The sequence below is a fragment of the Alistipes sp. ZOR0009 genome (assembly GCF_000798815.1).
In the GTDB taxonomy this organism is placed as follows: Bacteria; Bacteroidota; Bacteroidia; order Bacteroidales; family ZOR0009; genus Acetobacteroides.
In genome coordinates this window covers 118,739-132,481 of record NZ_JTLD01000033.1, presented here as the reverse complement: position 1 = coordinate 132,481, position 13,743 = coordinate 118,739, and the positions used below count along the sequence as shown (strand labels likewise).

At 43.9% G+C, this 13,743-nt stretch carries 12 protein-coding genes; 11 read left to right on the top strand and 1 reads right to left on the bottom strand.

The window, feature by feature from the left end:
* Positions 1 to 65 precede the first annotated feature (65 nt).
* The gene (locus L990_RS10570) at positions 66 to 779 is read left to right on the top strand and encodes a glycoside hydrolase family 25 protein (RefSeq protein ID WP_047448669.1); all 714 of its coding nucleotides are present in this window, start codon (positions 66 to 68) and stop codon (positions 777 to 779) included.
* A 33-nt stretch (positions 780 to 812) separates the two neighbouring features.
* On the opposite strand, the gene L990_RS10565 is transcribed toward L990_RS10570, so the two are convergent.
* Positions 813 to 1,379 carry an NAD(P)H-dependent oxidoreductase gene (locus tag L990_RS10565; protein ID WP_047448668.1) on the bottom strand — a complete coding sequence of 189 codons (567 nt, stop codon included), beginning with the start codon at positions 1,377 to 1,379 and terminating at the stop codon, positions 813 to 815.
* A 238-nt stretch (positions 1,380 to 1,617) separates the two neighbouring features.
* Here L990_RS10565 and L990_RS10560 point away from each other — a divergent pair, with 238 nt between their 5' ends.
* The 10 genes from L990_RS10560 (at position 1,618) to aroA (ending at position 13,742) form a co-directional block, all read left to right on the top strand.
* Positions 1,618 to 2,538: a lytic transglycosylase domain-containing protein gene (locus tag L990_RS10560; protein ID WP_047448664.1), complete on the top strand. Its 921-nt coding sequence runs from the start codon at positions 1,618 to 1,620 to the stop codon at positions 2,536 to 2,538.
* Entirely contained in the window at positions 2,519 to 5,371 is a 2,853-nt protein-coding gene (gene uvrA, locus L990_RS10555) for an excinuclease ABC subunit UvrA (protein ID WP_052180914.1), read from the top strand. The genes L990_RS10560 and uvrA overlap by 20 nt, the downstream gene beginning before the upstream one ends.
* A gap of 496 nt (positions 5,372 to 5,867) precedes the next feature.
* Positions 5,868 to 6,719, top strand: coding sequence for a prephenate dehydratase (locus L990_RS10550; RefSeq protein WP_052180913.1), 852 nt, complete (start codon positions 5,868 to 5,870; stop codon positions 6,717 to 6,719).
* Positions 6,720 to 6,737: 18 nt separating this feature from the next.
* Positions 6,738 to 7,904: a pyridoxal phosphate-dependent aminotransferase gene (locus L990_RS10545; protein ID WP_047448658.1), complete on the top strand. Its 1,167-nt coding sequence runs from the start codon at positions 6,738 to 6,740 to the stop codon at positions 7,902 to 7,904.
* Position 7,905: 1 nt separating this feature from the next.
* On the top strand, positions 7,906 to 8,751 hold the full coding sequence (locus tag L990_RS10540; RefSeq protein ID WP_047448655.1) for a prephenate dehydrogenase: 846 nt from the start codon (positions 7,906 to 7,908) through the stop codon (positions 8,749 to 8,751).
* A gap of 20 nt (positions 8,752 to 8,771) precedes the next feature.
* Entirely contained in the window at positions 8,772 to 9,878 is a 1,107-nt protein-coding gene (locus L990_RS10535; RefSeq protein WP_081981676.1) for a chorismate mutase, read from the top strand.
* A 2-nt stretch (positions 9,879 to 9,880) separates the two neighbouring features.
* Positions 9,881 to 10,921 (top strand): 3-dehydroquinate synthase, encoded by a 1,041-nt coding sequence (gene aroB, locus L990_RS10530; RefSeq protein ID WP_052180912.1) that lies wholly within the window; start codon positions 9,881 to 9,883, stop codon positions 10,919 to 10,921.
* 62 nt (positions 10,922 to 10,983) lie between these two features.
* Positions 10,984 to 11,556: a type I 3-dehydroquinate dehydratase gene (locus L990_RS10525; RefSeq protein WP_197057273.1), complete on the top strand. Its 573-nt coding sequence runs from the start codon at positions 10,984 to 10,986 to the stop codon at positions 11,554 to 11,556.
* Positions 11,549 to 12,520 carry a shikimate dehydrogenase family protein gene (locus L990_RS19235; protein WP_081981675.1) on the top strand — a complete coding sequence of 324 codons (972 nt, stop codon included), beginning with the start codon at positions 11,549 to 11,551 and terminating at the stop codon, positions 12,518 to 12,520. The genes L990_RS10525 and L990_RS19235 overlap by 8 nt, the downstream gene beginning before the upstream one ends.
* Positions 12,492 to 13,742 (top strand): 3-phosphoshikimate 1-carboxyvinyltransferase, encoded by a 1,251-nt coding sequence (gene aroA / locus L990_RS10515; protein ID WP_047448646.1) that lies wholly within the window; start codon positions 12,492 to 12,494, stop codon positions 13,740 to 13,742. The genes L990_RS19235 and aroA overlap by 29 nt, the downstream gene beginning before the upstream one ends.
* Position 13,743 lies beyond the last annotated feature (1 nt).

Sequence of the window (13,743 nt, the reverse complement as noted above, 5' to 3'; positions counted from 1 at the left end):
TTAATGCTGGGTAACTCGCCCAATAATAATTACTTTTGCCGCCATTATTACGTTAGTTGAAAAAAATGAGGCTGAAGTTTTCGAAATCCCTGCTGCCAGCGCTGGTAGCATTAATTATAATGCCGTGCTGCGGCAGCAAATCAAGCGATGGTGGCAACGAGTTTTACTTTGACGTAGACAAAACCAGATACCCTGTTTGGGGAATTGACGTATCGCGCCACCAAAGCCACATTAACTGGGAAAAGGTTTCCGATTCGGGCATCGATTTTGTGTTCGTAAAGGCTACCGAAGGGGTTACCGTTCGAGATCCGCTATACAAGAATCACTTCGAGGAGCTCAAAAAGCACCAAATAATTCGTGGGGCCTACCACTTCTTCAGCTACAAATCAACCGGTAAGGATCAGGCCAAAAACTTCATCAACACCGTAAGGCTTGATAAGGGCGACCTTCCTCCAGTACTCGATGTCGAGTTCAAGCGCAGAATGCCTTCGCGCAAGAAGATCATCAGCGAGGTGAAGTCGTGGCTAAAAGATGTGGAAAACCACTACGGCGTAAAGCCCATCATTTACCTAGATTACGATTTCTACCAAAAATATTTAAAGGGGTCAATCAGCAAAGACTACGTTCTCTGGATTACCGATTACTACGGAGAACCTGAAGACTGGACCTTCTGGCAGCAAACAGACCGATACAAAATACCTGGGGTAAACACCAGAGTCGATCGCAACGTTTTTGTAGGCTCGAAAAGAGAGCTGCGAGAGCTGCTGATGAAAAGATAAAAAAGAGAGAGCCCCAATGGGGCTCTCTCTTTTTTATACTATATCCTTTAAGCTCGCCAGAAATGCCTTTCGCTGCTCCTCGGTTGATCCCATAATGCCTGCAAAAAACTTATGCTGCTCGAGCTCAAAACCACAGAAGCCGAACACACCCTTGTCCTGCGTATCCACAAACGAGCTGTACATGCCATCATGGTATACCGACTCCGGCTGTCCATGGGTAGATATCAGCAATGACTTCTTCCCTTTTAGGGGCTGCCCAAATCCGCTCTCGTCAACCGTATAGGCGAAACCGTAGGTTAGCACCCTGTCGAAGTACCCCTTTAGTATTGCCGGAAACCCCGTCCACCAAATGGGCGAGATAACAATAATCCTATCTGCCCAACGAATTTTATCCTGCTCAACCTTCACATCTTCGGCCACAGTGCCGCTAAAAATAAGGTTGAAATCTTCGGGCATTAGCACCGGATTGAACTCCATTTCGTACAAATCGGAAACCTTCACGTCGTCGCCCTTAGCCTTAAGCAAACGAACCACCTCCACCTTAATCGAATGGTTAAGGCTAAAGGGATTGGGATGAGCATAAATAACAAGTGATTTCATACACGTCAGATTTTATAGAGGTTGGGTAATCTGGCATTTTACTTGCGTAAAACGAAAGTTGCCGGTCGTAATACCACCAAACGCCACTCTTAATAACAAGTTTTTGGGGCATTTGTTGCTCTACAACATTCCTCTAATATAGCAGCTTTTTTAAGCTAAGATTCTATTTCGTCGTAAATAATTTGCTTAGTTTTCATCCTCTAAAACCTAAATTTGCAGTTCATATAAGAAAGTGAAGATGAGAATATACCAAATTGCAATAGCCTCCGCACTTACCATTTTAGTCAGCATCGCATTTGCATGCGCTGATAACGGTACGGGAGATAAAAAAAGCACGGCCTCCATCTCAGAATTACCCCCCATCCCTAAGGAGATGAGCTACGCCAACGAGCCTGTTCCCCTTGTAAACTTCGATACCTACGAAAGCCTACAGCGCGAAATTATGGTGAACACGTTCTGGCACTCCCAGACGCTATTTAACCTGATGCAAGCCTCAAGATACTTTCCGCTTATAGAGCCAATACTCAAAGCAAACAACGTCCCCGACGACATTAAGTATATTACAATTGCCGAAAGCAGCTTGCAAAACGTGGTATCGCCAGCTAAAGCGGCAGGACCTTGGCAAATACTGGAAGGTACAGCCAAGCAGTACGGCTTAGAGGTAAACGAGAATGTCGACGAGCGCTACCATGTCGAAAAGGCAACAGAAGCCGCCGTCAAATATCTTAGCCGTGCTAAAGAATCGCTAGGAAGCTGGACATTGGCTACCGCCTCGTACAACATCGGGCTAACAGGGCTAAAGCGCCACATCGAAAGGCAGAAACAAGCATCATACTACGACCTTCTTCTTGGAGATGAAACAGGACGCTACATTTTTAGGGTGCTTGCCTTTAAGCTTATTCTTTCAGATCCTAAGTCGTACGGCTTTGATTTGACGAAAAAAGACCTGTACCCACCATTACAATACACCCAGGTTCAGGTTGACTCTACTATCGAAGATTTAGCTAGTTTTGCCATCGCAAACAAAACCAACTATAAGCTGTTAAAGCTCTACAACCCATGGTTGAGAACTAATACCCTACCTAAAAACCCAGGAAAGGTGTACACTATTAAAATTCCAAAGGAAGGTTTTAGAGAGAATGCCTACACACAACGATAAGACCATTGACGACGCACTCCTTCATGATGAAGGAGAAATAAATGTGCTTGGTGCGCGCGTCCATAACCTACGCAACATCGACGTAACCATACCTCGCAACGCGCTAACCGTAATTACAGGCCTCAGCGGCAGCGGTAAATCATCCTTAGCGTTCGAGACAATATATGCCGAAGGACAACGACGCTACCTCGAAACGCTATCGGCCTACGCCCGCCAATTTATGGGCAACATGGAGCGCCCTGATGTAGATAAGATAACTGGCCTTAGCCCCGTTATTGCCATCGAGCAAAAAACAACCAACAAGAATCCCCGCTCAACAGTCGGTACCATTACCGAAGTGTACGACTTTATGCGTCTTCTTTTTGCGCGTGCCTCCATTGCCTACTCCAAAAATACGGGAGAGCAAATGGTACGTTACACCGACGACCAAATTGTGGATCTCATCACCGAGAACATGGAAGGCAAAAAGGCGGCGGTGCTTGCCCCTCTGGTAAAAGGAAGAAAGGGACACTACAAGGAGCTATTTGAGCAGCTAAGTAAAAAGGGCTTTCTATACGCCCGCGTCGATGGTAATATCCTCGAAATTAAGGCGGGGATGAAGCTCGACCGCTATAAGGTTCACCATGTAGAGCTGGTGGTTGATAAGCTGGTCGTAAAACAGGACGACCGCAAGCGCCTTCGCGAATCGGTTGTTACCGCCATGAACCAAGGTAAAGGTACCATCATGGTGCTCGACTACGAAACGGATGCAACCCGTTTCTATAGCCGCCATCTGATGTGCCCATCTACCGGTATTTCCTACAACGAACCAGCCCCCCACTCCTTCTCGTTCAACTCCCCACAGGGAGCTTGCCCGCACTGTAACGGACTTGGACATGTGGTGGAACTCGACGTAGACAAGATTATTCCAAACCCCAAGCTTAGCATCCGCAAGGGAGGGATTGAGCCAATTGGAGCTTTTAAGAATGCCCTCATCTTTTGGCAGATCGAGGCTATTGGCCGCAAGTATGGCTTTACCCTAAACGATCCTATCGAAGATATTTCGGAGGATGCCATGAACATCATTCTATACGGCTCTGACGAAACATTCCGCCTATCGGAAACGCCAATGGGAACAACAGGATACGTTCTTAGCTTCGATGGTATAATTGCGTACCTGAGCAAAGACGACGACGATAGCGAAAAGGCCAAGAAAAAGGTAGAACAGTTTACCCGATATACCGTATGCCCCCAATGTAACGGCACTCGACTTAAGGAGGAGGCGCTTTACTTTAAGGTGGCAGAAAAAAACATATCAGAGCTGTCGGCCATGGATATCGAAACCCTTCTTGAATGGTTTCTCCATGTCGACCCGCTGCTAAATAGCAAGCAAAAAGCGATAGCTCGGGATATTTTAAAGGAGATTCGCGAGCGCCTAAGCTTCCTAATTGATGTTGGTTTAGGTTATCTCTCGTTAAGCCGCTCTTCGGGAACCCTTTCTGGGGGTGAGAGTCAGCGCATACGTTTGGCTACCCAGATTGGCTCTAAGCTGGTTAACGTACTCTACATTTTAGATGAACCTAGCATCGGCTTGCATCAGCGCGACAACATGAAGCTCATCACCTCGCTCAAGCAGCTACGCGATTCGGGAAACTCCGTAATTGTAGTAGAACACGACGAAGATATGATGAAGGAAGCAGACTATATTGTAGACATGGGACCTCGCGCAGGCGTTCATGGTGGAGATGTGGTTGCTGCAGGCACTTTCGAAACGATTAAAAACGCCGACTCCTTAACGGGAAAATACCTTCGCAGCGAAAAAAAGATAGCAATCCCCGAGCAACGACGCCAAGGCAACGGCGAATGCCTTACCATAAAAGGAGCAACAGGCAACAACCTGAAAAATGTGTCGGTATCCCTTCCTCTAGGAAGTTTTATCTGCGTAACGGGAGTGTCAGGAAGCGGAAAATCAACGCTTATAAACGGAACGCTACACCCCATACTCAGCAAGCATTTCTACCGATCTACAAAAGAGCCAATGCCATATAAGGATCTGGAAGGGCTTAAACATCTCGATAAGGTTATTGATGTAGATCAATCTCCGCTCGGTAGAACCCCACGATCCAACCCTGCGACCTATACCAACGTGTTCGGCGACATTAGGAAGCTATTTGAATCAACCCCAGAATCCAAGATTCGTGGATTTAAAGCGGGACGATTCTCCTTCAACGTAAAAGGAGGACGCTGCGAAAAGTGTAAGGGGGCTGGAGTACAGACTATAGAGATGAACTTTCTCCCCGATGTATACGTAACCTGCAAAACATGCAACGGAAAGCGTTACAACCGCGAAACGTTGGAGGTTAAGTATAAAGGCAAAACGATTAGCGATGTGCTAAACATGACCATCGATCAAGCTGCCGTTTTCTTCGAGCATATCCCATCCATACATCAAAAAATTAAAGCACTAAAAGATGTTGGACTTGGCTATATAACCTTAGGGCAGCCATCAACCACCCTTTCAGGAGGAGAAAGTCAGCGAGTAAAACTCGCTACCGAACTCGCCAAACGGGATACCGGTAACACCCTATATATACTAGACGAACCAACAACAGGCCTCCACTTCGACGATGTACGCCAGCTGCTGGATGTACTACAAAAGCTGGTAGACAGAGGTAATACAATGATCGTTATAGAGCATAATCTTGACGTAATCAAAGTTGCCGACTACCTTATTGATATGGGGCCTGAAGGGGGAGCCGGAGGAGGCGTAGTTGTTGCTACTGGCACTCCCGAAGTAGTTGCCAAAAACAAAAAAAGCTACACCGGACAATTCCTGAAAGCATATCTTAAATAAGAGAAAGATCCTGTAATTGAGAGAATAGCACCACGAATCAACTTTTTAACAAAAGTTAAATTCAGCTATTTACTTCACCAATACAGGAGCACGGAAGGAATAAACGATTAATATTGCATCGTTAAGCATTGAAATGATGAAAGCAAGTCAGCAAATAGCAAATTGGTTTTATTTCTTTTATTACTTCTTTTTTGAAAAAAGAGGGGGCTTAACTATTGTGTAGACTTAACGAATACGACATATAGCGGAGCCCCAAATGGGGCTCTTTTTTTTACCCAAAATCGCAAATGAAAAACAAGCTCAATATACCGCCCACAAAAGCAGAATTAGGACAAGCACCGAATTCCTTCTTTACCGTGTATTTCTTTTACTTTTTCTATTACTGGAGAAAGCAGGGATCTTTATGTGTATACTGAAATTAAATAGGAAGTAACAAAACATAAAGGTCCCACAGGTTGGGGCCTTTTTTTATTTAGCAATTCAAAGAACTAGAACAATGACATTAGAATACGAATCGCCAATAATGGTAGCAATCCAAGGTGTTAGAGGCGCTTTTCACGAAATAGCAGCACGCCAAGCGCTAGGTAACGACATTGTCACCGTCGAGTGCCTTACGTTTAGAGAGCTCGTAGAGGCAACCTCCTCAGAGCAAGCAGATGCTGCACTTATGGCAATTGAAAACTCTGTAGCAGGAGGAATCCTCCCCAACTACGCACTTCTTCGAAATTCCGAACTTCAAATTGTCGGAGAAGTATACCTCCGTATTGTTCAAAATTTGATTGCACAACCAGGCCAAACATTAGATGATATTACAGAAGTAGCATCACACCCAATGGCAATACAGCAATGCGTTGATTTTTTGGAACAACATCCGCACATGCGCGTAGTGGAATCGGAAGATACCGCCTTAAGCGCAAAAAAGATCGCTGAAAAAGGACTTAAAGGTAAAGCGGCTATCGGCTCATCGCTTGCAGCAGAAATTTTCGGGCTAGAAATCATCGCCCCAGAAATAGAGTCCAACAAAGAAAACTATACGCGCTTCCTTATTCTTACCCGTAAAAATGGAAGAATACATAACACCACATCGGACAAAGCCAGCATTTGCTTCTCTGCCAAGCACGAACCTGGCGCACTAGCTCGGATTCTAAACGACATTGCGGAGTGCGGAGTAAACCTCACAATGCTTCACTCACTACCTAAAGTGGGTTCCAAATGGGAGTACGTATTCCATGCCGACCTGAGTTACAACAACTACATGCAGTATTTGGCCACCGTTAAAATGCTAAGCGAAAGCGTCACCTACTTCAAAATATTAGGCGAATACCAAGCAGGTTCTGAGATATTCTAACGAATTAAACAGCAAAAAATGCACGTAAAACCATCGAGTCGAATCGAAAAAGTTAGCGAATACTACTTTTCAAAGAAGCTTAAGGAAATTGATCAAATGAGAGCAAATGGCGTCAAGATCATCAACCTAGGCATCGGCAATCCTGATCTCCAACCAGCATCGGAGATGATAGAGAAGCTTTGCGAAACCAGCCAAAAGAGCGGCGTACATGGGTACCAAAGCTACATAGGAACCACAACGCTTCGACAGTCATTTGCCGATTTTTACCAGCGCTACTATGGTGTCGATTTAGACCCTGCAAATGAAATTCTTCCACTTACAGGATCTAAAGAGGGCATCATGCACATCTCGATGGCTTTTTTAGACGAAGGTGATGAGGTCCTTATTCCAAACCCCGGTTATCCTACCTACTCTGCCGCAACCAAGCTTGCAGGTGGAATACCCGTAGAATACAACCTGCTGGAGGAAAATGATTTTCATCCCAATTTCGAAGAGATTGAAAAGCAGGACCTGAGCAAGGTTAAGCTGATGTGGGTAAACTACCCGCATATGCCAACAGGCGCTCAAGCATCACAATATCTTTTTGAAAAGCTCGTGCAATTCGGGAAAAAGCATAAAATTCTGATCTGCCACGACAACCCGTACAGCTTCATTCTTAACTCGAAACCGATAAGCATGCTATCAGTTGACGGGGCTAAGGATGTGGTGCTAGAGCTAAACTCCTTGAGTAAATCCCATAATATGGCAGGATGGCGTATTGGTATGCTTGCGGGGAAATCAGAACACATTGGCGCAGTGCTTACCTTTAAAAGTAATATGGACTCGGGAATGGCACAACCAATTCAGATGGCCGCCTCGGCTGCGCTAACTGCAAAACAGGAGTGGTTTGACCTCCTAAATACGGAATACTCCAAAAGGCTTACCATTGCAAAAGAAATTGCCAGCAACATTGAATGCCAGCTTCCCCGACAACATTCGGGCATGTTTCTCTGGATAAAAATACCAGACAACATCGAAAACGCAGAAATTATGGCAGATAAAATTCTGTACCAAAAAGGAGTATTCATAACACCAGGATCTGTTTTTGGCAGCAATGGTAATCGCTTTTTACGCATTTCTCTTTGTGCTGATGAACCAACACTGAAAGAGGCTGCCAACATTTTAAGTACTTTTGAACTCGACTAAAATGAATATAAGCATAATCGGCCTTGGGCTAATAGGAGGCTCCATGGCTCTAGATTTAAAAATGCTGGGGCATCGAGTTGTTGGAGTTGACAACAACCCATTTCACCAGCGTGAAGCGCTTGATCTTGGGCTGGTAGATCAGTGCCTACCGCTGGAACAAGCTGTCTCTGCATCGGACATTGTGGTTGTCGCTGTTCCTGTAGGCTCAATGCCAGCAATCATCAAAGAAGCGCTAAAACATTTACCTCAAGAGGGTGTTATCTTTGATGTTGGTTCTACCAAACAGCAGATTTGCAAAGAGCTAGAGGGGCACCCTCGACGGAATAGATTCGTAGCGGCACATCCTATTGCAGGAACGGAATATAGCGGCCCTTCAGCAGCCCATTCAGGACTATTCTTTAGCAAGTTGGGCATAATCTGCGATGTGGAACAAAGCGCTCCAGATGCAGTAAATAAGGTGGAGGACCTTTTTGTTCAAATTGGGATGGAATTAAAAAGAATTGGTTCGGAAGAGCATGACAAGCACCTAGCCTATGTCTCACACATTTCGCACCTTTCTTCCTTCACGTTAGGTCTTACCGTGCTAGACATTGAAAAAGATGAAAGTTCAATTTTTGATATGGCTGGCAGTGGTTTTGCATCTACCGTCCGGCTGGCTAAGAGTTCTCCCGAGATGTGGGCACCTATAATGGTGGAAAACTCAAAGCATCTGCTTGAAGCCTTAGATAGCTATATTGAGATTCTAAATCAATTCAAAAAGAAGATTCTCAACAACGACGAAGAAGGCCTTAAGGAAATGATAAAAGATGCCAACCGAATCAGAACTGTACTAGAACGAAAAAATTAGAAAGAAAAAAATAAAGAGCAATGGCAGCAAATGAACTAAACGACTTAATTCCAATGTCTGAATGGCTTCCTGGAATTACACTTGAACGCCCGCTAATCATTGGAGGACCATGCAGCGCAGAAAGTGCAGAACAAGTAATGCAAACAGCAAAGGAGATTAAAGCCTTAAACAAGGTTGATATATTCCGTGCAGGCGTATGGAAGCCTAGAACCTTCCCTAACAACTTCGAAGGAGTGGGAAGCATTGGGCTCTCATGGCTACGCGAAGTTAAACAGAAAACCGGTCTTCCTGTTGCAACTGAAGTTGGATCTGTACAGCATGTGTACGAAGCAATTAAGTATGGCGTTGATTTAATTTGGATTGGGGCACGTACCACAGCCAATCCATTTGCCATGCAGGAAATTGCAGATGCTCTTAAGGGTGTAAACATTCCTGTTCTTGTCAAAAATCCATTGAGCCCCGATTTAGAACTCTGGGATGGAGGGATCAACCGTATTTACGCTGCAGGGATCCGTAAGTTAGGTGCCATCCATCGCGGTTTTTCGAGTTGGGGAAAAACAGAACTTAGAAATACGCCTCACTGGCAAATTCCTATCGAGCTAAAGCGCCTACATCCAAACCTCCCTATAATCGGAGATCCTAGCCATATTTGTGGAAATAGAACTATGATCGAGGAGATTGCGCAACGTGCAATGGATTTCAGCCTAGATGGATTAATGATCGAATCGCACTGCAATCCAGACGCAGCATGGAGCGACGCAAAGCAACAGGTAACTCCACTCCGCCTTGGCGAAATTCTCGGCAATCTAAAAATGAAGGCAGAAACCACCGACAACCCTCAATTTAACCGTACCCTGGAGGAGCTTCGCCTGCAAATAGACTCTTTTGACGATCAACTTTTAAGCATCCTAGAAAATAGAATGAAAATTGCAGAAAAGATTGGGATGTACAAAAAGGAAAACAATATCAGTATATTGCAATCTACCCGATGGAGCGACATTATCATTAAGATGATAAACAAAGGGGCGAACAAAGGATTGAGTGACAAATTTATATCTGAAATATTTCAGTCTATTCATGAGGAGTCAATAAACCATCAAATTAACATTACGAAAAAAAAGGAATAAAAATGATGGTAGAGGTAAAAGTAAAAGGGACAGATGCAGAATCGTCCATCTTGATAGGAGAAACGATCGCCAATATTGGTAAATATTTGCCTTCGACTGGCGTTTACGTTCTCACCGACAAAAAGGTAGAGCATCTTTATGGCCAACACTTTGCAGCGTATCCCTCTTTTACCATTGGGCAGGGAGAAGAGCACAAAACCCTGCAAACAGTTGAAACCATCTACCGTTGGCTGCTAGAAAACAACGCCGATCGCAGCTCTTTCATTTTGGCAGTTGGCGGAGGACTTGTTTGTGATGTTGCTGGGTATGTTGCCTCAACTTTCATGAGAGGAATTAAGTTTGGCTTTGTATCCTCCACCCTTCTTTCTCAGATTGATGCTAGCGTGGGCGGCAAAAATGGGGTAAATCTGGATGGCTTTAAAAATATCATAGGAACTTTTAATCAGCCTAAGTTCGTTATTTGTGATCCCAATATGCTAACAACCCTCGATGAGCGCGACTACAGAAGTGGCCTCGCCGAGGCTGTAAAGCACACCCTCATTGCTGATGCCGAAATGTTCTCTTTCATCGAAGAAAACTCTGAAAAGCTACTTGCACGCGACGCCAATACTGTAAGTAGGGTGGTAGAAAATTCTGTGAATATTAAGGCAAGAATCGTTTCTATGGATGAAAGAGAAACAGGCGAGCGTCGGAAGTTAAATCTTGGACATACATGGGGACATGCTGTTGAAAAAACAACCCAACTACCTCATGGAGAATCGGTAAGTATTGGACTCGCATTCGCTGCAAAACTTTCGAATCGGTACGGCCTAATGAATGAAAATGAAGTCCAGCGCCTCCTTAACTTGCTTAATAAGCTCGGGCTACCAACTTCCGTTTCGTTAGATAAACAGAAGGCATATAGCTACATGCTAAAAGATAAAAAGAAAGAAATGTCATCCATCCACTTTATTCTGATGGAAGGAATTGGGTCTGCCAAAGTTGAACTATTAAGCACCAAGCAGCTTCACGATCACTTTAACGAAATGGAGGCATCCCTATGATCTGCACCAGCTTTGGGAATATCGATTTCCAACCTCTTATGAGCAAACTTTCTGCTTGTGAAATGGCAGAAATCCGTCTTGATTTAATGAAGTTAAGCGATAATGAGGTTGCCGAAATCTTTCGTTCGCATCCAAACCTTATTGCCACCTGCCGCCCACAAGCAATGGGATCTGATGAGCAAAAAAGATTGCTACAAATGGCCATTAAAAATGGAGCAGCTTTCGTTGATTTAGAAGTCGAATCGCCTATATCTCTAAAAATAGAAATGATGGGACTTGCTTGTCAACATGGTTGTAGGGTTATTATCTCGTACCACAACTACGAATGTACACCAAGCACTAACGAGCTACATGCAATCATAAATTTGATTATTAAGGAAGGTGCTGATATCGTAAAAATAGCAACAACGGTACAAAACAAAGCAGATGCAGCCAGAATTCTAAGTCTATATGAGCATTATCAATCTCTAGTTGCTTTAGGAATGGGAGATGAAGGAAAGATAACCAGAATAGCCTCGCCCCTGCTCGGTGCCCCATTTACCTTTGCTGCACCAAACACCTCAAAAACAGCACCAGGACAAATGACCGACGTGGAAATGAGTACCATCTACAAAATAATCGAGGGTGATGCATAACCTACTTGCCGTTTTTGGATGTCCAATATTACACAGCAAAAGCCCCCTGATGTTTAATTCATTATTGGGAGGTGAGGGTTTGTACACTAGAATTAGGGTAAACTCCTCGTCCGACTTGGTTGATGCCATTAAAACCCTAAATCTAAAAGGAGCAAATGTTACTGCTCCTTTCAAGGAGGAGATAATACCGCTCTTAGATCAACTCTCGGAAGAAGTTCAGTTTATTGGTGGTGCAAATACGATTTGTAACAAAGAGGGTAAGTTAATTGCCTATAATACGGATTGGTACGGTGCAACTGAAGCAATAAAACTTTCGGGACTTTCGATTAAAGGTTTAAAAGTCGTACTTCTAGGCCTTGGTGGAGCAGGAAAAGCTGTTGCCTATGGCCTTTTAAAAGAAGGTGCTGATGTGACCTTGGTAAACAGAACCGCATCGAAAGCAAAAACAATTGCCAATAAGCTAGGATGCCAATATCAAACAATCGAGAATCTCCCGACGCTTTTAAATCACGCCGAGCTTTTTGTCTCTGCGATTCTACCAGATTCAAAATTGGATAATTTGCAATGTATTCCTAAAAACATTTGGGTATTCGATGCCAACTACCACGGTTCGTCAATTACTCAAATGGCTATAGCAGGCGGTAATCCAACTATTGATGCAAAAAAATGGCTACTACACCAAGCTATAAAATCATACGAGCACATATTCGATGCTTTCCCAAATATTCAAAAAATGGAGAAAGCATTAGAATCTTGCACTACAGCAAAAATCAATGTGGTAGGGGTGTGTAACGAACCTGATAAAATAGAAATAAACAGCGAGCTAATACTCATCCCCCAAAACGAGGCCTCCAATTACATTCGAGCAAATAAACCTGATTTGGTTATTTACACCCCAAATTTGGGCATTAAAGAAGTTGAAGAAATTTATGCTTATGAAAGAAATAAAGCCCTTGAACGTTAACGGAATTGTTCGCATTCCTGCTTCTAAAAGCATAGTACAACGGGCAATAGCAGCGGCAATGCTATCAAATGGCACATCCGTGATTCATAATCCGAGTACCTGTGACGACTGCTTGGCAGCACTCAACATCGCCAAACAAATGGGAGCCACTGTTACAGAGGAATTAAATCGATGGACAATTTCAGGAAATTTCAGACCCAGCAATAATGAACTTTCGTGCGGAGAGGCTGGTTTGGGCATAAGGATGTTTACCCCAATAGCAGCAACGCTAAACGTACGACAAACCCTCTCCGGACATGGTTCGCTTATTACCCGCCCAATGACCGGATTGGAGGACGCAATCAATCAGCTTGGGGCTAGCTGTAGTACATCCAACGGATTCCTTCCGGTAACCGTGCAAGGGCCTATGGTTGGAGGTAACGCAACTATAGATGGCTCCTTAAGTTCACAAATACTGACAGGCCTACTGATGGCTGCTCCGCTTGCTCTGAAAGAGGTAAATATTAAAGTCAAAAATCTTAAAAGCGTCCCATATATCAATATGACGATTGAGATAATGAAGCAGTTCGGAATCAATGTAAACCATAATGGCTATGAAGAATTTTTTATTGCCTCGAACCAATCTTACAAGGCAACAGAAATAAAATCAGAAGGCGATTGGAGCGGTGCTGCATTCTTTCTTGTAGCAGGAGTCATTTCTGGCAACTTAAGGGTTGAAAATATTTCCTCAAAATCACAGCAGGCAGATAAAGAAATCGTCTCAGCAATACAGCAAGCAAACGGGAAAATACTCGAAGAAAATGGCTGCTATACCGTTGAAAAATCGCAGTTAAAGGCATTTTCCTTTGATGCGACGAATTGTCCAGACCTCTTCCCTCCTCTAGCAGTACTTGCCGCCGCCTGTAAAGGAACCTCCTTAATAAAAGGAGTTAGTAGGCTAAAACACAAGGAGAGTAACCGAGCCTACGCAATCCAAAAAGAGTTTAAAAAAGCAGGCATTAGAGTTGAAATAGAGGGTAACGAAATGTACATAACTGGAGGAAAGCCAAAAGGTTGTGAAATGGATTCACACAACGACCATAGAATGGCAATGGCAGCAGCAACACTTGCTCTCATTGCTGCAAGCCCCATTCAAATTAACAACCCAGAATGCGTCACAAAATCGTATCCCGAATTTTGGATGCATTTGGAAAATATTCAATCTGAAAATCATAAAATCTAAA